The organism is Polaribacter sp., from assembly GCF_051251875.1.
In the GTDB taxonomy this organism is placed as follows: domain Bacteria; phylum Bacteroidota; class Bacteroidia; order Flavobacteriales; family Flavobacteriaceae; genus Polaribacter.
This window is the reverse complement of record NZ_JBPOGL010000007.1, coordinates 29,166-48,512: the sequence shown is the minus strand read 5'-3', so window position 1 is coordinate 48,512 and position 19,347 is coordinate 29,166. Positions and strand designations below refer to the sequence as shown.

15 protein-coding genes are annotated in these 19,347 nt (G+C 30.2%); 6 read left to right on the top strand and 9 right to left on the bottom strand.

Translation table 11 applies throughout. The features are described from left to right. Window positions 1-19: 19 nt before the first annotated feature. The gene (locus tag ACSHW5_RS05175; RefSeq protein WP_435675042.1) at window positions 20-1,357 is read right to left on the bottom strand and encodes a deoxyguanosinetriphosphate triphosphohydrolase; all 1,338 of its coding nucleotides are present in this window, start codon (window positions 1,355-1,357) and stop codon (window positions 20-22) included. Window positions 1,358-1,537: 180 nt separating this feature from the next. On the opposite strand from ACSHW5_RS05175, the gene ACSHW5_RS05170 reads away from it, so the two are divergent. Then, the gene (locus ACSHW5_RS05170; RefSeq protein WP_435675041.1) at window positions 1,538-1,978 is read left to right on the top strand and encodes an META domain-containing protein; all 441 of its coding nucleotides are present in this window, start codon (window positions 1,538-1,540) and stop codon (window positions 1,976-1,978) included. 15 nt (window positions 1,979-1,993) lie between these two features. Here ACSHW5_RS05170 and ACSHW5_RS05165 read toward each other — a convergent pair whose 3' ends face one another. From ACSHW5_RS05165 to ACSHW5_RS05150, 4 genes are all read right to left on the bottom strand, one after another. Beyond that, the gene (locus ACSHW5_RS05165) at window positions 1,994-3,754 is read right to left on the bottom strand and encodes a Na/Pi cotransporter family protein (protein ID WP_435675040.1); all 1,761 of its coding nucleotides are present in this window, start codon (window positions 3,752-3,754) and stop codon (window positions 1,994-1,996) included. Between the two features lie 202 nt (window positions 3,755-3,956). After that, entirely contained in the window at window positions 3,957-4,628 is a 672-nt protein-coding gene (locus ACSHW5_RS05160; protein ID WP_435675039.1) for a hypothetical protein, read from the bottom strand. Between the two features lie 358 nt (window positions 4,629-4,986). Then, window positions 4,987-6,768 carry a ribonucleoside-diphosphate reductase subunit alpha gene (locus tag ACSHW5_RS05155; protein ID WP_435675121.1) on the bottom strand — a complete coding sequence of 594 codons (1,782 nt, stop codon included), beginning with the start codon at window positions 6,766-6,768 and terminating at the stop codon, window positions 4,987-4,989. A 3-nt stretch (window positions 6,769-6,771) separates the two neighbouring features. Continuing rightward, the gene (locus tag ACSHW5_RS05150) at window positions 6,772-8,046 is read right to left on the bottom strand and encodes a ribonucleotide-diphosphate reductase subunit beta (protein WP_435675038.1); all 1,275 of its coding nucleotides are present in this window, start codon (window positions 8,044-8,046) and stop codon (window positions 6,772-6,774) included. 380 nt (window positions 8,047-8,426) lie between these two features. Here ACSHW5_RS05150 and ACSHW5_RS05145 point away from each other — a divergent pair, with 380 nt between their 5' ends. Together ACSHW5_RS05145 and ACSHW5_RS05140 are read left to right on the top strand one after the other, a co-directional pair. Next, window positions 8,427-8,618 (top strand): cold-shock protein, encoded by a 192-nt coding sequence (locus ACSHW5_RS05145; protein WP_435675037.1) that lies wholly within the window; start codon window positions 8,427-8,429, stop codon window positions 8,616-8,618. An 89-nt stretch (window positions 8,619-8,707) separates the two neighbouring features. After that, window positions 8,708-9,733: a COX15/CtaA family protein gene (locus tag ACSHW5_RS05140; protein ID WP_435675036.1), complete on the top strand. Its 1,026-nt coding sequence runs from the start codon at window positions 8,708-8,710 to the stop codon at window positions 9,731-9,733. 7 nt (window positions 9,734-9,740) lie between these two features. Here the strand turns inward: ACSHW5_RS05140 and ACSHW5_RS05135 are convergent, their stop codons facing one another. The 3 genes from ACSHW5_RS05135 to mfd all read right to left on the bottom strand — a co-directional run bounded on the left by ACSHW5_RS05135 (window position 9,741) and on the right by mfd (window position 14,593). Further along, entirely contained in the window at window positions 9,741-10,598 is an 858-nt protein-coding gene (locus ACSHW5_RS05135; protein ID WP_435675035.1) for a DMT family transporter, read from the bottom strand. Continuing rightward, on the bottom strand, window positions 10,598-11,140 hold the full coding sequence (locus ACSHW5_RS05130; protein WP_435675034.1) for a metal-dependent hydrolase: 543 nt from the start codon (window positions 11,138-11,140) through the stop codon (window positions 10,598-10,600). The genes ACSHW5_RS05135 and ACSHW5_RS05130 overlap by 1 nt, the downstream gene beginning before the upstream one ends. Before the next feature lie 90 nt (window positions 11,141-11,230). Beyond that, window positions 11,231-14,593, bottom strand: coding sequence for a transcription-repair coupling factor (mfd, locus tag ACSHW5_RS05125; protein ID WP_435675033.1), 3,363 nt, complete (start codon window positions 14,591-14,593; stop codon window positions 11,231-11,233). Between the two features lie 126 nt (window positions 14,594-14,719). Between mfd and ACSHW5_RS05120 the strand changes: the two genes are divergently transcribed. Then, complete coding sequence (locus ACSHW5_RS05120; protein ID WP_435675032.1) at window positions 14,720-15,268, top strand: hypothetical protein; 549 nt, start codon at window positions 14,720-14,722, stop codon at window positions 15,266-15,268. Here ACSHW5_RS05120 and ACSHW5_RS05115 read toward each other — a convergent pair. Then, a complete protein-coding gene (locus ACSHW5_RS05115; RefSeq protein WP_435675031.1) occupies window positions 15,265-17,559 on the bottom strand; it encodes a TonB-dependent receptor in 2,295 nt (764 codons plus the stop codon). The genes ACSHW5_RS05120 and ACSHW5_RS05115 overlap by 4 nt on opposite strands. Before the next feature lie 120 nt (window positions 17,560-17,679). Between ACSHW5_RS05115 and ACSHW5_RS05110 the strand changes: the two genes are divergently transcribed. Both ACSHW5_RS05110 and ACSHW5_RS05105 read left to right on the top strand, forming a co-directional pair. Then, window positions 17,680-18,336, top strand: a complete 657-nt coding sequence (locus tag ACSHW5_RS05110; protein WP_435675030.1) for a metal-dependent transcriptional regulator — start codon at window positions 17,680-17,682, stop codon at window positions 18,334-18,336. Beyond that, window positions 18,333-19,343 carry a metal-dependent transcriptional regulator gene (locus ACSHW5_RS05105; RefSeq protein WP_435675029.1) on the top strand — a complete coding sequence of 337 codons (1,011 nt, stop codon included), beginning with the start codon at window positions 18,333-18,335 and terminating at the stop codon, window positions 19,341-19,343. The genes ACSHW5_RS05110 and ACSHW5_RS05105 overlap by 4 nt, the downstream gene beginning before the upstream one ends. Window positions 19,344-19,347: the final 4 nt, after the last annotated feature.

Below are 19,347 nucleotides of genomic sequence, written 5' to 3'. Positions count from 1 at the left end.
TAGTTAATATTTTTAAGAATTATATGGTATTTCCAGTTATTTTTTTATGTACTCGAATAGCGTAACTGTCTGACATTCTAGAGATGTAACTGCATATTTGCATTATTCTGATGTACAGTTTGTCTGTTTCTGTTTGATATTCTTCTGGTAATAAATTTAATACCAGCGTATCAAAATTAGATGGATTTCCATCAAACTTATTGTTTAAAGCGTTTACAAAAACATCTAATAAATCTGCAATAATTCTATATCCGGCAACCTCTTTTTCTACAACTTCTGTACTTTTATAAATTTTATCGACACTTATTTTTATGATGTCGTTAATTTGTGCTTCGTACTTACATTTTTCTAATAAAGATTTTTCGAAAGTACCCTTTAAAATAGCTTCTTCATTAGCCAAAAATATAGATACCGCTTCGTTGATTAATACACCAATTGCCAAAGCTCTTAAATAACTAACGCGGTCTGTTTTATGTTTTAACGAATGGTATTTTCTACTATCAATAGTATCTTTTACCAGCTTTATCATGTATTCTAAGGCAAACTCTTCTTCAATTAAACCTAAATTAATTCCGTCTTCAAAATCGATGATAGTATAACAAATATCATCTGCTGCTTCAACTAAATAGGCCAATGGATGTCTGTAAAAAGAAACCGCAGAATCTGATTTTTGTTTCATCCCTAAATCTTGAACAAGATCTAAAAATGCGGTTTTATCAGATTGAAAAAAACCATACTTTTTATCAGCTATATGATGGGTTGGTTTTTTAGGCAGACTTTCTTTTGGGTATTTTAAAAAGGCTCCTAAAGTAGCATAACTTAAACGCAAACCACCCGGAATTGCCACTCTAGATTCTGTTAAAATTTTAAATCCGTTGGCGTTTCCTTCAAAATCTATTAAATCTTGATATTCTTTTTCTGTTAATTTGTCTTTGTATTTTGCACCTTTTCCTGTTTTAAAATATTCACCAATAGCTTTTTCTCCAGAATGACCAAAAGGTGGATTTCCTATATCATGAGAAATAGAAGCTGCAGCAACAATTGCCCCAAAATCGTTAAAAGTGTAGCCTAAATTTACCAAGTTAGGATGACGTTCTAATAACACTTTTCCTACTCTTCTCCCTAAAGTTCTACCCACCACAGAAACTTCTAAACTATGGGTTAATCGTGTGTGTACAAAGTCTGTATGAGATAACGGAATTACCTGTGTTTTGTCTTGTAAACTTCTAAATGCAGTTGAAAATATAATTCTATCAAAATCGACATCAAAACCCAAACGAGTTTCGTCTTGTGCTATTCTCTCGCGTTTTTGTGTATCCCCAAAGCGTTTTAAAGAAAGGAGTTGTTCCCAGTTCATTATATATGAATTATAAAATTTGATGTGTAAAAGTACAAACTATTATTTTGGGTTGATAAAACGAAAGCAAAACAATACAAACCAATTTTTGTTCTCAAAATTTTATAAAGATTTTAATAATTTTTAGTTTATTATGTTGTCAAGTAAGCCTATTTTTATTTTTTAACAAAAAAAATATTTATGAAAGTTAAATTAATCGCAATCAACTTAATACTAATAACTATAATGAGTTGTAGTTCTGTAAAAAAACAACAAGAAGATTCTTTTGATACTGCTATCACCGGAAAATATTGGAAACTAAAAACACTACAGGGTAAAGTAGTTAAAATGGATAAAAATCAAGAACGTGATATTTTTATCTCTTTAAAAAAACATGATAATAGTATCAAAGGTTTTACAGGTTGTAATTCTATTGCTGGCCAATTTACTTTAAAAGAAGGAAACAGCATTACAATTGGTAAGTTGGCGGTAACGCAAAGGTTTTGCCCTAATATAGATGAATCTACTTTTTTAAAGGTTTTAAATTTAGCAGATAATTATACTGTAAAAGATGATGTATTACAACTAAATGTGGGCAGAAGAGCTCCTTTAGCGGTTTTTGAAGCTGTTTATTTTAATTAGTCTTCTTAAAATAAGTTACTTATCATTTTCTAAAATTGAATCTTTTTCTGAATACAACAATTCGGCAACCTGAATTAATTTCATAATTAAATCGTTCACATTTACATTATCGTTTACTATAGAAGATGCCATATTTGTTGTAATCAGGTTTCTCCTTATGAGTTTATTTATAGATTTATTATCTGCTTGTAAGGCAGTTTTTGCAGCTTTTTTTAGTTTTATTAATTGCTTATAATATTCGTCTTTGTCTTCATTTTTTCTAAACAAATAAATCACCCTTAATACTTTTACAACTTTTTTTCTAAATTTATCGTACTCTTTTTTAATGTGCTCATTATCAGAATTTAAATACATTGTTACATTCTTCTCTAACTCTATTGTATCTCTAATAATTTCAACCATTTTTCGGTTGGCTAATTTTAGTTCAGACAATCTTTTATTTTGATCTTTTGTGAGCTTAAGATCTTGTTGGCCTCTTGTAGCAAAACTGATAATTTGTCCATAAATATTTTTTACTTTATTGTAGTACAATTGATTTACATCAACCTGTAGTTTTTCTGTAGAATTCTGTACTACTTTTTTAATTTTTTCATCAGATTTTATAGCACCTCTATGTACATTTAGGGCATGAGCTACAATTTCATAAATTGCATTTTTGTATAAATATTTAGATTCATTTAAAAGAGAAGAAACTAAAGTTCCTGGAAATTTTAATACAGCTTCATTTAAATATTTAGGATCGTCTACTTCTTTATTATTTTGTTCTTTAAATACTTTTAATAAGTAATTCTCAAGCGTTTTAATAAATGGTACCATTAAAATAACACCAATAATATTGAATATGGTATGAAATAATGCCAATTTTAACGTGTAGTCTGTGTTGCCAATATGTACCAAAACCGCTATAGTATTCACCAATTTTGCCAAAGGATAAATTAAAACTAACGCTGTAATACCAGTAACAATATTAAATATTAAATGAGCGCCTGCCAATCTTTTACCAGCAATATTAGAATTTAATGAACCCAAAACAGCGGTAATAGTTGTGCCAACATTTGCGCCAATGGCCAGGGCCAACGCATTTTCATACTCTATTTGACCAGCTGCTAAAGCAGTTAAAACCAATACCAATGAAGCTGCGCTAGATTGCAAAACAACGGTAATTACAATACCAATTACGGTATATATTAGTACTCCTTTAAAACCAGAAACGGCATATTCTGTTAAGTTTATATGAGAACTAAAAACATCAAACCCTTCTTTCATAAAATAGATTCCTAAGAAGAAGAAGCCCAGACCTGCTAAAACATTTCCGGTTCCTTTTAAAGTTTCTTTTTTTTGAAAATTAAAAACGAGTCCAAAAATGATCATTGGCATTGCTAAGGCAGCAATGTTTATTTTTAGTCCAAAACCAGCCACCAACCAAGCGGTTGCTGTGCTACCAATATTGGCGCCAAAAATTAAACCTAAACCACCAGAAAGTGTTATTAAACCTGCACTTATAAAAGAAATTGTGATAACAGAAACTAAAGAACTAGATTGTAGTAAAGCGGTTACTATTGCACCTGCGGTGATACTTTTATATAATTTATCTGTGGTTTTTTTTAATATATTTTGAAGAGGTCCTTTGGTAAACACTTTAAACCCTTCTTCTAACATACCCATACCAAATAATAAAATGGCAACACCCGCAGCGATGGTTTTAAAATTAGGGTTGAAGTATAATATTACTGCAACGATAACTAAAAATGCAGCAAATAAGAGTTTTTTAATCATCTAAAAAAAGTTCGAGTTTCTAAAAAGTTTATGTAAACATAAGATTTATAATTTGAAAAACAAAAAAGAGATTTTCTAGCCCAGATTGAAGCATTTGTTTGAGCCCTTTTTTGCCTTTCGACTGCGCTCAAGATAAACTCCAAACTGGAAATAGCTTCAAAAAAAAAGAGAAGCCTTTCGACTTCTCTTTCTGTTTATTTAATTATGCAACCTTCCATAGTGATTTAATTTCTTCACAAATAAGCTCTATTTCTTTTATAGATTTATAATAATCTTTTGGTGCAGAAATTGTACTACTTCCAAATATATCAATCGATAAGCACAATTCAGGTAAAACCTCGGCGTTGTATTTATGTGATAATTCTAAAAGGTATTTATTCAATATTGTAGCAATAAATCTTGATTGTTTATTGTCAAATATATTGCTACTTGAAAGATGTAGCTTAACAGCTCCAATATATTTAGTTTCATTATGATGAATAATAAAAATAATATCAGGGGAAACCTTTACTTCAACCTTATTAATAAAAGTTGATTTCACATTTTTCTCTTTAATTATTTCTAAATTATGATTTTTAAAAAAACCGGGTATTTTAAAACTTAGAAAGCGTTTCATTGCTTCGATTGAAACTTGCCTATTTGCAATTTGTTGGGGTTTATTTACAATTTTGGTTTTTAATCGCTCTATTCCTTCAATTAAGAAATCTCTTTCACCTTTATTTATTAGAGATTTTTTTATACCCGCTCTAGAGGTTTGATACCATCCAACCCTTAAAACTGATGGATCTTTTTGATCTCTAATTATTCTTCTTTTTTTTGATTCTGTACCTTTAAAAAAATCTACTAAAGGATTTATTGAAATTTGATATTCCATTATTTTCTGTATTATAGAGTCAAACACTATTTGTTTTTATGTTAATAACTCTGTTATCAAGTCTAAAACATGGACATTACCCATATATAACTTGTTAAAAATTTAGAAAAATAACTTGGTGAAGAGAATCGTATTTTGTAATTTTGAAGAACAAAACGGAGATTGAGTATTCTCAAAATCCTTTTCAATTAACTAATTTTTGCTTCCGACGGCTAAAGATTTAGATAAATTACCAAGAAGCGATATGTCTAGTATCGCTTTTTTTATGCTTATTGTTTTTATCTCAAATAAAATATTTTAATTATTTCATATTAAAGAGAAGCCTTTCGACTTCTCTTATCTTTATTTAGCATACTAATTACCCTTCGCAACTAGCACATTCTTTCTTTTGCTTAAATTTCTGTGCAGCATTCATACTGTGTTGGTAATACATCGATTTTACACCTAATTTCCATGCATTAATATATACGGCATTTACCTCTTTAATTGGCATGTCTGGATGCACCATAATGTTTATAGATTGTCCTTGATCTATATGATTTTGCCTGTTTGCAGCTTGATATACAATTACATTTTGATCTATTTCTGAATAGGTTTTAAAAACGTCTTTTTCTGCTTCTGTTAAAATGCTTAAATGTTGTACAGAACCATCGTTATCTCTAATACTTTTCCAAACATCAGATGTGTTTTGTCCTTTTTCTATTAAAAGTTGTTCTAAAATAGGATTCTTAATGGTTGTTTTAATTTTTGCAATATCTTTTACATAAATATTAGACCAAATTGGCTCAATTCCTTGAGATACTTGTCCTAAAATAAATGCTGAAGATGTAGTTGGTGCAATTGCATTTAAAGTGGTGTTACGTCTTCCGTATCCTTTTAACACAGCAGGTTCTCCATACAATTTGGCCATTTCTTTAGATGCTTTGTAAGATTTTTCTTTAATCAATTTAAAGATTTCACTATTTAAAGCATAGGCTTCTGCACTATCAAAAGCATGCATTTTAGATTGTAATAAAGAATGCCAACCTAATGCACCTAAACCTAAAGCTCTATTTTCTTTTGCAAAATTATAGGCTTTTTCCATAAAGCGAAACGTAAACTGATCATCTCTATCTGGTGAGTCTTTAAAAACTTCTAACTTGGTAATAAACTCTTGCATTACTGCATCTAAAAAGTAGGTAAGTGTTTCTACTGCATCTGTATCTTTCCATTTATCGTAGTGTAATAAGTTTACAGATGATAAACAACAAACAAAAGACCAATCTTCATTAGAAGGTAACATGATTTCTGTACACAAATTGCTTGCATAAATTTCATGCTTTTTGTCTTTGTAAACATCTACTGTACCGTTATTTGCATTGTCTCTAAAAAGAATATATGGATATCCTATTTCTCCTCTTCTTTGTAATATTTTTGCCCAGATATTTCTTTTTTCTACATCACCATCTATCATTGCTTGCATCCAATCATTACCAACGGTAACACCATGGGTTAATTCTTGAATAGGATTACCTTCTGTACCAATCTCTAAAAATTCTTTTATATCTTCATGATCTACAGGTAAATATGGAGAAAAACGCCCACGTCTTACAGAACCTTGACTTACAACATCAACCATTTTTTCAAACAATTGCATAATATGAACAGAACCAGATGATGAACCATTATTTTTAACATCTGCTCCTCTTTCACGTAATTTACCAAAGTATCCAGAAGTACCACCTCCTAGTTTAGACATCATACCAACTTCTGATTGCGAGAACAAAATATCTCCCATATCATCTGCAACATGACTACCAAAACAACTAATAGGCAAACCTCTTTTTTTACCAAAATTAGACCAAATTGGCGAAGCTAAAGAGTAATATCCTGCTGCCATATATTTATAAAACTTTTCAGAAAAGCCATCAATTTTTAAAATAGTTTCTGCATTGTCTGCTATTTCACGTATTCTTTCTTCTGGTGTAGTTTTACCTGTTAAATAACCAGACTCTAAAAACTTACGGCTGTTTTTTGTTAGCCATTTAATTTCAGGGTCATTGGTGTTTTTAAGAATTTCTTTTCTGGTAGCGTTTCTTACTTGAATTAATCTTTCGTGTTCGGTAAGTTCAGTGGTTTTTTTGGTGTCGTTTAGGTTCATCATTTAAAATAGGTCGTCGCTTGTTATACTTTTTGTTCTTTTACTGTAATTAATAGATCTCTTTACAAAGAAATCGCCATGTTTGGTTCCAATAATTTCATCATCAAACCAATCTGTTTCTGCCAATAATTTTTGGTCTACATCAAATATTTTTGAGATACCAATACTTTCTAAAGAGTTATTAAACCTGTTTTTAATAAATTCTTTAATGATATTTTTTGGTAAAAAATCTAATTCTCCTTTTTCAAAAATCCAATCAATTAGTTTGCTTTCGGAATGAAAAGCTTCTTTACAAGTTTCTTGAACCAATAAATTATGCTCTTCACTAAACCAATCTGGATTTTCTTCTTTTATAATTTGAATAAGATCAATACCAAAATCTCCATGAATTTGCTCTTCTTTAGAAGTAGCTTCTACCACATTAGAAATACCTTTTAAAACATTTTTATGTTTGTTAAAAGCCATAATAATTAGAAACTGAGAAAACAATGATACGTGCTCTATAAATAGAGAAAATAGAATGATAGATTCAGAAAATTCTTGATTATCTTCACTATTTACATTTTTTAACGCGCCTTCTAAATAATTTACACGTTTCATAATTACAGGATTCTTCTTTAAGTTTTTAAACTCATTATTTAATCCTAAAATTTCTAATAAATGAGAATAAGCATCATGATGACGCACTTCACTCTCAGAAAAAGTGGCTCCTACAGAACCAATTTCTGGTTTTGGCATTTTTTTATAAATGTCTCCCCAAAAAGTTTTTACTGCAACCTCTATTTGAGAAATTGCCAACATGGTATTTTTAATTGCATTTTTTTCTACCTCTGTTAGAGATGTTTTAAAATCTTGTATATCACTGGTGTAATTAAACTCTGTATGAATCCAATAAGAATGTCTAATGGCGTCTACATATTCTCCTAATGCAGGATAATCATACGGTTTTAAATTTATTCTTTTTTCAAAAATATTAGGTTTTCTACTTCTTGCTTGTTCATCTCTATATAAAATGTACGCCTTTGCAACATCATGAAAAGGGCTGTCCATTAATTTATATTCAACAATATCTTGTACCTGTTCTACTGTTGGCGTATAATTAGGTTCATTTAATTTAGTTTCTAATAAAGTACCATGTACAATATTAGAAATAGCAATTGCATCTTTTCTACTACCGTGATTTACAGTAAGCATTGCTTTTTCTATGGCATTTGTAATTTTCTCTAACTCAAAAATGGTGGTATCTGAGTCTCTTTTTATGATGTGCGTAATTTCCACGGTAGAATAAGGTTATTTAATTGTTAATTAATCGGTAGGGGGCAACTCATACAAAGATGCCTTTTTTTGCTTCGAAATGAAAGTCATACTTATTCACAAATCCCTTGAAGTTTTTAACAAATTGATTTTTTTTTTCAATTATCATCAAAATAAATAGAAATATAATGTTTTGATATACAGTATTTAAAAAAAACAAATAGACCTTAGCACTTGATTCTGTTGACATTCCTAAAAAGGAATTTTTATCATAGAAAAATCCCTTTTTAGAATTGATAAAAACACCTAATTTTAGAATGAAATAAAAACAGTTACGTTAAAAAAATTAAAATCAGTTTAAAAATGAGTATATTTGTAACTTATTAACATAATATATTATTACAGTGAAAAACGGTACAGTAAAATTTTTTAACGAATCTAAGGGATTTGGGTTCGTAATTGAAGATGGTTCAAATGATGAATATTTTGTCCATGTTTCAGGATTGATTGACGAAATTAGAGAAGGAGATGCAGTTGAGTTCGACTTAAAAGAAGGTAGAAAAGGTTTAAACGCGGTTGACGTTAAAGTTATCTAATATTTATTTTTTCTTACATTACAAAAGGTTGGCTATTTTTATAGTCAGCCTTTCTTTTTGCCTTATTTTTGTACAAATATTTATTTCTGATGAAAAATAGATTTCCAAAAATTGTACAAATTGCTATTATTTCTGTTTATTTAATTTTTTTAGCGGGTTCTGTTGTAAGAATGACAGGTTCTGGAATGGGTTGCCCAGATTGGCCAAAATGTTTTGGTTATTACATTCCGCCAACTTCAGAAGAACAAATTACTTGGAAACCAAATTCAGAATTTAAAAAAGGGTTTATCATTATTAAAGACGAAGCTTTGTTTGTTGCTGAAAAAAACATTAAAACAGCTTCTGAATTTAATAAAGATAATTGGGCAAATTACACAAAACATAATTACGCAACGTTTAATAAATACCATTCTTGGACAGAATATATTAATAGATTGTCATCTGTTTTAGCAGGTTTTGTTTTCTTATTTTTAATTTATAGTGCAACAAAATTCTGGAAAACAGACAAACGGATTCCGCTTTTAGCTTATACAGCTTTCTTTTTAATGTTGGTAGAGGCTTGGTTAGGAAAAACTGTGGTAGATACCAATTTAAAACCCACCATAATTACCATTCACATGGTTATTGGCTTAATTATAATTGCACTATTATTACAATTAAAATTTATAAATTCTGATAGAAAAAGGATTTATAGATACAATGCTGTCTTTAATAAACTACTAATTGTTTCTGTTATTTTTTCTTTAATTCAAATTGCATTAGGTACACAAGTAAGGCAATTTATAGATGAACAAGTAAAACTTTTTGGTTTCGAAAACAAAGATTATAGTTTAATGAATCCTAGTTTAAAGTTTTATTTTCATAGATCGTTTACCATTGCCATTGTGTTGGTAAATTTAGGAATGTTTTATATGAATCAAGTAAAAAAACTGGGTTACAAACTAGTAAATTGGATTGTGTTTTTAATCTTTTTAGAAACCGTTACTGGTGTTTTAATGTATTATGCAGAGTTTCCTTTAGGTACACAAGCAACACATTTGTTGTCTGGCGCTATTTTATTTGGATTGCAGTTTTATTTATGGCTTCAGAGTAGAAAAACAGTTGCTTTTAATTAATACAACTTTATTTTTTGCTTCTTACACTTTCTATAATTACAGTTAATAAGATTAAGCTTCCGCCAATTATTGTATTAATGTTAGGTATTTCATTTACAAAAATGTAGGCTAAAATAATACCAAAAACAGGCTGAATGCTACTAATAATACTTGCGGTTGCAACAGAAAAGTGTTGTAAAGAATGTACCATCATTGAGTGGCCAATGGCTGTTGTTAATAAGGATATTAACAATAATAAAGGAAATTGACTTTCAAAGTTAGAGATATCACTAAAAAATAAAACAGGCAGTAATAAAGCAGTTACAATTACTAATTGGTAAAACATAATGGTGCTTCCGTTATAGTTTGTTACATGTTTTTTTGTAGTTAAATTTCTTAACGCATAACATAAAGCAGAAAGCACACCTAATAAAATACCTTTGGCTTCATTATTTTCTAGAGAAAAATCTGGTATTAAAATAAAGACACCTATTAAAACAAGAGCCCCAAATAAAACATGGATTTTATTTAGTTTTTGTTTAGAGAAAAATGGTTCTAAAAGTGCAGCCATTACCGGAAAAGTATATAAAGATAACATTCCTAAGGCAACATTAGAAAGTTTTAATGCGTAAAAATAAGTAACCCAATGTGCTGCCAAAAAAAAGCCGTTTACCGCAAAAGAAAAATAATCTTTTTTAAATTTTATTTTTAAATCTATTTTTTTTATTCTGCAAAAAATATAAATAAAAAAGGAAGCAATAATAGCTCTGAAGAAAATTATTACCTCCGCTGGCATGGCAATATATTTTCCTAAAACACCAGAAGTACTTATAAAAAGAGTGGCTAATAATAAAACCGATAGGTTTTTAGTATGTGTGTTTTCCATTAATTGTTTTTTCTAAATTTTCTTATTGTGAAAATTATTGTCATATAAATTAAACCCGGAATTCCAATCCAAATTAATTCGCTTAGAATTACTTTTACACCTCGTTCGCTAAAAAATCTTGAGATTCCAATGGGTGAAACTTTTATAGGTCTCCAAGGAAAAAAATAACGAGCATTATTAAAAGGAGAGAAAAAAGCGACTCCTTTTCCGCCAGAAGTCATTGCGTCTAAAATTGAATGAGAAGCTGTGCATAAAAAGAAAAACAACAATAAAATAAGTCCTTTTGTTGTAAAAAGTTGTTTTCTATAGAAAATAAAAGTTACTATTATACCAAGTAATAATGCAAAAAGTATGGAATGAGAAAAGCCTCTATGACCCCAGAAACTTCCATAAGAAATACCAAATTGAAGGCCTATAACATCTGCATCTGGAAGCACAGCGCAAATGATTGCAATTAAAAACAGCTTAAAAGTTTGATGTTTTTTAGGAAAACTTTTTCCTAGTGCAACGGAAACAAATGCATGCCCAAATATTGAAGCCATTCTATATTTTTTCTAATTGTCTCCTCAAATGCCGTAGAGAAGTTTTAAATTCTGATTAATAGTTTTCTAAAAACAAGACCTAATAGTTAATTATATTCTTTGTAAAATTCCTAAAGCGGTTTTTACGGTATCAATTCTAATAAAAGTAATTAATAAGCGCAATCCGTTTTTAGACTCTTTTTCTTTCATTACGCAACTTTTAGGGTTCTGCTGTACATATTTTAGCATTCTTGTAAAGGCTTCTGTATGGTAAAAATCACTTTGTTGATTGGCTACAAAATAGCCCATCATCCTTTTTTGTTTTAGAATAATTTTTTCTAAACCTAATTCTTTGGCCAACCATTTTATTCTAACAGAATCTAGAAGGTCTTCTACTGTTGTAGGAATTTCACCAAATCTATCTATAATTTCAGTCTCAAAAACTTGCAATTCTTTTTCAGTTTTTAGAGTTCCTAACTTGTTATACAAACTCAATCTTTCTGTAACGGAGTTAATATAATCGTCCGGAAAAAGAATCTCAAAATCAGTGTCTATGGTAACTTCTTTTACAAATTCTTTGGGTTTTGAAGTATCTGTTGGATACAAATCTTTAAATTCATTTTCTTTTAGTTCTTCAATAGCTTCTTGTAATATTTTCTGATAGGTGTCAAACCCAATATCATTGATAAAACCACTTTGTTCTCCACCTAATAAATCTCCAGCTCCACGAATTTCTAAATCCTTCATGGCAATATTAATTCCGCTACCTAAATCAGAAAACAACACCAATGCTTCTATCCGTTTTCTGGCGTCATCTGTCATCATGTGATAGGCCGGAGTTATAAAATAGCAGAACGCTTTTTTATTAGAACGCCCAACTCTACCACGCATTTGATGTAAATCTGACAAACCAAAGTTGTTGGCATTGTTAATAAAAATGGTGTTTGCATTTGGTACATCTAAACCACTCTCTACGATAGTTGTGGAAACCAATACATCAAATTCATTGTCCATAAAGCCGAGCATTAATGTTTCTAGTTTTTTGCCTTCCATTTGTCCATGTCCAATACCAACTCTAGCAGAAGGAACCAATCTTTGTATTAAACCCGCAACTTCTTTAATGTTTTCTATTCTATTGTGAATGAAAAAAACTTGTCCTCCTCTAGAGATCTCATAAGAGATTGCGTCTCTAATTACATCTTCAGAAAAACGAATTACGTTACTTTCTATGGGATGTCTGTTTGGTGGTGGAGTTTTTATGACTGATAAATCTCTTGCCGCCATTAAACTAAACTGCAAAGTTCTAGGGATTGGCGTAGCTGTTAGCGTTAGGGTATCAACATTTTCTTTTAACGTTTTTAATTTGTCTTTTACAGCAACACCAAATTTTTGCTCTTCATCAATAATTAAAAGTCCTAAGTCCTTAAATTGTAAACGTTTGTTTGTAAGTTGATGTGTGCCAATAATAATATCTACAGAACCATCATTTACGCCATCTATTGCGTTATTTTTTTGTTTTGCAGTTCTAAAACGATTTAAATAATCAATTTTGATAGGAAAGTCTTTTAATCTTTCAGAAAACGTTTTATAATGTTGAAAAGCCAATATAGTTGTAGGAACTAAAATAGCCACTTGTTTGCCATTGTCTACAGCTTTAAAAGCGGCCCTTACTGCCACTTCTGTTTTACCAAAACCAACATCACCACAAACCAACCTATCCATGGGTTGTTCTTTTTCCATATCGTTTTTTACATCCTGCGTAGCAGTAAATTGATCTGGCGTATCTTCATACATAAAGCTTCCTTCTAACTCGTGCTGTATATGAGTATCTGGACCATAAGCAAAGCCTTTTTGTAGTTTTCTTTTTGCGTACAATTGAATTAAATTAAACGCAATATGTTTAACTCTAGCTTTGGTTTTTTGTTTAATTTTTTTCCAAGCACCAGAACCTAATTTATAAATTTTGGGTGCTTTTCCATCTTTTCCGTTGAATTTTGAAATCTTATGAAGTGAGTGAATGCTTACATATAAAATGTCTCTTTCTCCGTAAATAAGTTTTATAGCTTCTTGTTTTTTTCCTTGAACATCAATTTTTTGTAAACCACCAAATTTTCCAATTCCATGGTCCATGTGTGTTACATAATCTCCAATTTCAAGTTTGTTTAATTCTTGAAGTGTGATGGCTTGTTTTTTAGCATAACCATTTTTGAGTCGGAATTTATGATACCGTTCAAAAATTTCATGATCTGTATAACAAACTAATTTATTGTCTATATCTACAAAACCTTGGTATAATGGAAAAACCACAGTTTCATAATGTACTTTGCTTGGGTTAAGTTCAGTTGCACCTTGTTCTGCATCATCAAAAATATCATGAAAACGTTTTGCTTGTTGCTCATTTGCACAGAAAATATAATTCGTAAATTTTGCTGTATGATGTTCGTTTAAATCTTCAATTAATAAGTCGAATTTTTTGTTAAATGAAGGTTGAGGTTTTGTGTTGAAATTGATCACCTCATTTTTATATACAGCATTTCTTTTTTCATCAAAGTTAACTACTGTAAAATCTTTTAATTGATTTGTAATAAAAGCGCCATCACAAAACAATTCTACTGGTTTTGCGTGCTTAATTTCTTTAGATAAATCATTAAAGGCCTCTTCAGATTTTGCATAAAATTTATCTAATTTACCAGAAATCAAATCAATATTTTTTGCAAAAACAACTGTTTTTGAAGAAATATATTTTAGAAAACTCTCTCTGTTTTCTTGCAAGGTTTTATTTTCAACATTTGGCATGATAGAAACTTTTTTCAGTTTCTCTTTAGAAAGTTGAGTTTCTACATCAAAAGTTCTAATACTATCAATTTCATCACCAAAAAATTCTATTCTATAAGGCTCATCATTAGAAAAAGAAAAAACATCTATAATACCACCTCTCACAGAGAAATCTCCGGGTTCAGTAATAAAATCTACACGTTTAAATTTGTATTCAAATAAAACTTCGTTTACAAAATCAAGAGATAAACTTTCTCCTACTGCAACTTTTAGGGTGTTTTTTTCAAGTTCTTTTTTGGTAACAACTTTTTCAAATAACGCTGTTGGATAGGTAACAATTACAGCAGGTTTTTTACGAGAATTAATTCTGTTTAAAACTTCTGAACGCAATAAAACATTTGCATTGTCCGTTTCTTCTATCTGATAAGGTCTTCTATAGGAACCAGGATAAAAAAGTACATTTTTATCGCCCAACAGTTGTTCTAAATCATTTAAATAATAGGCAGCTTCTTCCTTATCATTAAAAATTAAAAGATATGGTTTGTCTGCTTTTTTAAAAGTTTCAGAAATAACAAAAGACAATGAAGATCCGACCAAATTCGTAAGTTGAAAATGGTTTTTTTCTTGCTGAAGTGCTAAAAGTATCTGCGAAACATTGGCAGATTTTTGATACTGATTTACAATGTGCTGCTTGCTCAACGAACTGTTTTTTGCAAATGTAAGATGTTCATATCGAATAAACCATTTTCAATTTTGATTTCTTGTATAAAAAGATACCTTTGTAGAAATGTTTTTAAATATAAATTGTTTATAAATTATATTAAAATGAGAAAAAAAATTGCTTTTTTACCTATAGTTTTCCTGTTTTTTATAGCCACTTTGCAGGGACAAAATTTTGAACAAAAGTGGACCGCGGGTATTCATGCTGCAATGGGGATTTATTCAGAAGCTGATAAAGATTTTGTTGGTGGAAAATATGTTTTTCAAACCCCAAGAATAACGCTGTCTAGATATATGTTTTCTAACATAACTTTTAATGCTGGTTTTGCAACAGCTCTTGGAGATAGTCAAAAATATACAAGTATTGATGGTGCAATTAGGTATGATTTTGGAATGTCTATGGACAATATTGTTCCCTATTTTATGCTTGGTGGTAGTATTATTAATGCGCTAAGACCAACGCCAACAATTGACATTGGTGCTGGTATAACATTATGGTTTTCTGAACAATATGGCTTAACTGTTCAGTCTAGATACAAGATCTCTTTGAATACTTATGAAAGTCAAAGATCTCATGCTTATTTTTCGGGTGGGTTGGTGTATAGTTTTAAAGCGAGATCTATGCGACCAAGACTTTGGAATGATAAGCACTAATTTCCGAATTTTAAACCAATAAACATAGTTCTTGGTGTTGCAGGGCCGTAAATAAAATTACTATCCCTTTCTTTTCCTATGTCAAAATGAGATTGATAGGCATCAAAAAGGTTCTTGGCGCCTGCAAATACTTCTAAATTGGTATCTAATTTTTGTAAACTAAAGGTGTAGCTAGTTTTAAAACCAACTTCTGTAAAAGTAGGAGAAGTAAAGTATTCATCTGTAATTAGGTTTTGTGGTGAAGCTACATGAAGAATATCCATTTTACCGGTGTACACAAGGTTTATAGATGTTTTAAATTTTTGATTTGGCGTGTACGTTGCTGTTGCGTACCCATAATTATTAGGAGTTCTTAAAAACTCTTTTTTAGAAGGTAATACATCAGAATTTTTTACAGCTGTATCAAATTTGCTAGATTGAAAAGTAAAACCTGCATCTAGTTGAAAATTACCATCGTAATTTAACCGGGTTTCTAAAGTAATTCCTTTTACCGTTGCGCCATCTCCATTTTGTTTTTCGAACAATTCGCCAAATGCATCGTTTCCTATATTTACCTGTGTAAAAGCATCGTTTAAATGCGTGTAAAAACTTTCAACAGTAAAACCATAAATATAATGTTCTGTAGGTTTGTCATAATTAAAAGAGATGTTATAACTTTTAGAACGTTCTTCTTTTAAATTGTCTGCCAATGAAATTCTAGAGATACCACCACCTGCAAAAGCTATATGTAAATCAGTGTCAAAAGCCTGTGGAGCTCTAAAACCTGTTCCGTAAGTTGCTCTAATTTGGGCATTTTCAAACGGTTTTGCTAAAAATGAAATTCTAGGACTTGCAATAATTCCGTCTACAAAATTGTGCTTGTCTAATCTAACGCCAGTTAAAATATTTATTTTCTCGGTGATTTCCCAATCACTCTGAAAAAAGAATCCGTAATTTTTTGTTAATTGATCTACTTTGTAAGAATAGGCTGTAATCTCATCATAAACATCATCTTGTACAAATTCAGATCCAATGGTAAAAACATTGTTTCCGTTTAAAAATTGGTCAAATTTATGATTGTATTGAATTCCTCCTTGTAAGGTTGTGGTTTCAGAAGTTCCGTAAGGAGGGTTTGCTAAATGAGCGCTGTCTTCTGCAGAATCAATATCCGGACGAATACCCGTATAATGATCTCTGCCTGTGTATTGCGTAGCAAAATAAGTAATTAATGAACTTTTATCATCATTAAAATTAATTTGATAATCTACATTACCAACATACACATCATGCGTGCGTTCTTCAGATTGCATGGCAAAATGCGGAGCCGTTTTAATCATTTCTCCACCGTAACGGTATTCGTTCATTTTACTAAAATTGATTTCTAATTTTTGAGTATCAGTTGGTAAAAAGAAAATGTTAGTTCCGAAAGAATTATTTTTTAATTGCGGTAATTCCGAGAAATTATCGCCATTGGCATCATACAAATCTCTTGTTCTGTTGTTGATAAAAAAAGATGCTCCGGCATTTTGGTCTTCGTTAACTACCGTTGCGTTTCCGGTGATAATATGATCATTTATTCCTTTTATATTTTGATAAGTATAACCAATTGAATAGTTGTTTTTAGTAGGAATTTTGGTAATTACATTTACGGTTCCGCCAACGGCGCTAGATCCGTACAAAGCAGAGCCTCCACCGCGTACAACTTCAATTCTATCAATCATGTTTGTTGGTATTTGTTCTAAGCCATACAAACCTGTTAAAGGGCTAAAAATTGGGCGTCCGTTAATTAATATTTGAGAATATCCTCCTGCTAATCCGTTCATTCTTAATTGTGTATAATTACAGGTTTGGCAGTCGGTTTCTACGCGCAATCCTGTTTGAAATTTTAATCCTTCAGATAAATTACACGCTTGTACATTGTCTAATGTTGCGCTATTAATTACGTTTACAATTACGGCACTATTGGTTCTTCTTTTGTTGGTTCTAGTACCTGTTACTGTAATTTGATCTAATATTTCAGCTTGTTCTTTTAATTCAAAATTAATAGTATTTTCTTCGGATGCTAGTACTGAAGTAATTTTTCTTTCGGATACAAACCCCGTAAATGATGCAATTAAAATAACGTTACTTTCCTTACTGTTTAATTGGTAAAAGCCATTTTCATCAGCGGTTGTTCCTATTTGTGTTCCTTTAATTAAAATGGAAGCAAAAGGTAGTACTTCTCCTTTAGTTGATGTTATTTTTCCTGTAATAGTTTGACTATTTAATGTGACAGAAAATAATAAAATTACAAAAGTAATAGTTAATTTCAATGTTTGTTTTTTTAATGTTGTTAAATTTTATTTTTGACAAATGTAATTTAATTTTTAGACTTGTCTAAAAATATATTTATTAAAATTAAAAAGTATATCTTTGTAGTATAAAATTTGTAAATGTTTACACTTTCTGAAGAAAATTATTTAAAGGCAATTTATCATTTAGAGTTAGATGCTGATAAAGGTATTAGTACAAATGCAATTGCGAAAAAATTAGAAACAAAAGCTTCTTCTGTTACAGATATGATTAAGAAATTATCTGAAAAAGAAGTTGTTGTGTATAAAAAGTATAAAGGAGTTAAATTAACCAATTTAGGAAAGAAAATAGCCGCAAACATTGTAAGGAAACATAGGTTGTGGGAGGTTTTTTTAGTAGAGAAGTTAAATTTTTCTTGGGATGAAGTACATGATGTTGCTGAACAATTAGAGCACATAAAATCGTCAAAATTAGTAGATCAAATAGATGCTTTTTTGGGTTTTCCAACCCATGATCCTCATGGAGATCCTATTCCAGATAAAGAAGGAAATTTAAAAACAATTGAAAAAAACTTATTATCAACCTTATCAAAAAATGAAGGTGGAATTTGCGTAGGTGTAGAGGATTCTTCGTCAGATTTTTTAAAATTCTTGGATAAAAAAGGCATCACGCTGGGTAAAAAAGTTACGGTTTTAGAAAAAGAAGATTTTGATAATTCCTTATCAATTTTAATTGAAGATCGGAAGCTGTCAATTTCAAATAAAATAGCGAATAATTTATACATTCAAAAAAGATGAACACTTACAATCCTATAGTAGCACTTTTGGTATTTATTGGTGTGGTTATATTGCTGTTTTTTATTTTTAATCCTAAAAAAGGACTTTTTTTTAAATATATTAAAGCCCGAAAAGAAACAGAAAAAACAGCTATAGAAGATATTTTAAAATTGCTGTATCACGACCCTAAGACATCAATAAACACCATTTTTAATGAGCTAGATTTTAGTCATAGTTTATTAAAAGAAAGTATTGATACAATGTTAGAAACTAGGTTGATAAAGAAACAGAATGAGCTTTTTTCATTAACCAAAGATGGCGATGAATATGCGTTAAGAATTGTGAGGGCACATCGTTTATGGGAAAAATATTTATCAGAAAAAACAGGTTTTCACAAAACAGAATGGCACAGCAGAGCAGAACGAAAAGAACATGAACTTTCTAGTGTAGAAGTAGAAGATTTATCTACGCTTTTAGGAAACCCAAGGTATGATCCGCATGGAGATCCAATTCCTACAAAGACTGGTAAAATTCCAGAAAAGAAAGGAGTATTGCTTTCAGATTTACCTATTTTAAATTTCGGAAAAATTATTCATATAGAAGATGAGCCTACAAGTATTTATAAGCAAATTTTAGAGAAACATATTCATCTACATTCTCAAGTGTATATGAAAGAGATTAGTGAAAATCGAATTGTTTTTGAATCGGAAGGAGAGCAATTTGTATTGTCTCCAATAGTGGCAAAAAATATTACTGTTATTTCTTTGGATAAAGCCGATGTCATAGAAAAAGACACCCTTCGTTTATCTAATTTAGAAAATAAACAAAAGGCCCTCATTATTGGTGTTTCTAAAGAGTGCAGGGGAGAAAATAGAAGAAGATTATTAGATTTAGGTTTTGTAAAAGGAGCAACGGTTAGTATCGATTTGTTAAATCCGTTAGGTGATCCAAAAGCATTTTTAATTAAAGGAACAGCCATTGCTTTGAGAAAAGATCAGGCGGTTAAAATTTTAATTACCAAAGTATAAAAAA

Coding starts and splice junctions, on each gene's coding strand:
- ACSHW5_RS05175 (WP_435675042.1), bottom strand. CDS start 1,357: ATGAACTGGGAACAACTCCTTTCTTTAAAACGCTTTGGGGATACACAA.
- ACSHW5_RS05170 (WP_435675041.1), top strand. CDS start 1,538: ATGAAAGTTAAATTAATCGCAATCAACTTAATACTAATAACTATAATG.
- ACSHW5_RS05165 (WP_435675040.1), bottom strand. CDS start 3,754: ATGATTAAAAAACTCTTATTTGCTGCATTTTTAGTTATCGTTGCAGTA.
- ACSHW5_RS05160 (WP_435675039.1), bottom strand. CDS start 4,628: ATGGAATATCAAATTTCAATAAATCCTTTAGTAGATTTTTTTAAAGGT.
- ACSHW5_RS05155 (WP_435675121.1), bottom strand. CDS start 6,768: ATGAACCTAAACGACACCAAAAAAACCACTGAACTTACCGAACACGAA.
- ACSHW5_RS05140 (WP_435675036.1), top strand. CDS start 8,708: ATGAAAAATAGATTTCCAAAAATTGTACAAATTGCTATTATTTCTGTT.
- ACSHW5_RS05135 (WP_435675035.1), bottom strand. CDS start 10,598: ATGGAAAACACACATACTAAAAACCTATCGGTTTTATTATTAGCCACT.
- ACSHW5_RS05130 (WP_435675034.1), bottom strand. CDS start 11,140: ATGGCTTCAATATTTGGGCATGCATTTGTTTCCGTTGCACTAGGAAAA.
- ACSHW5_RS05120 (WP_435675032.1), top strand. CDS start 14,720: ATGAGAAAAAAAATTGCTTTTTTACCTATAGTTTTCCTGTTTTTTATA.
- ACSHW5_RS05110 (WP_435675030.1), top strand. CDS start 17,680: ATGTTTACACTTTCTGAAGAAAATTATTTAAAGGCAATTTATCATTTA.
- ACSHW5_RS05105 (WP_435675029.1), top strand. CDS start 18,333: ATGAACACTTACAATCCTATAGTAGCACTTTTGGTATTTATTGGTGTG.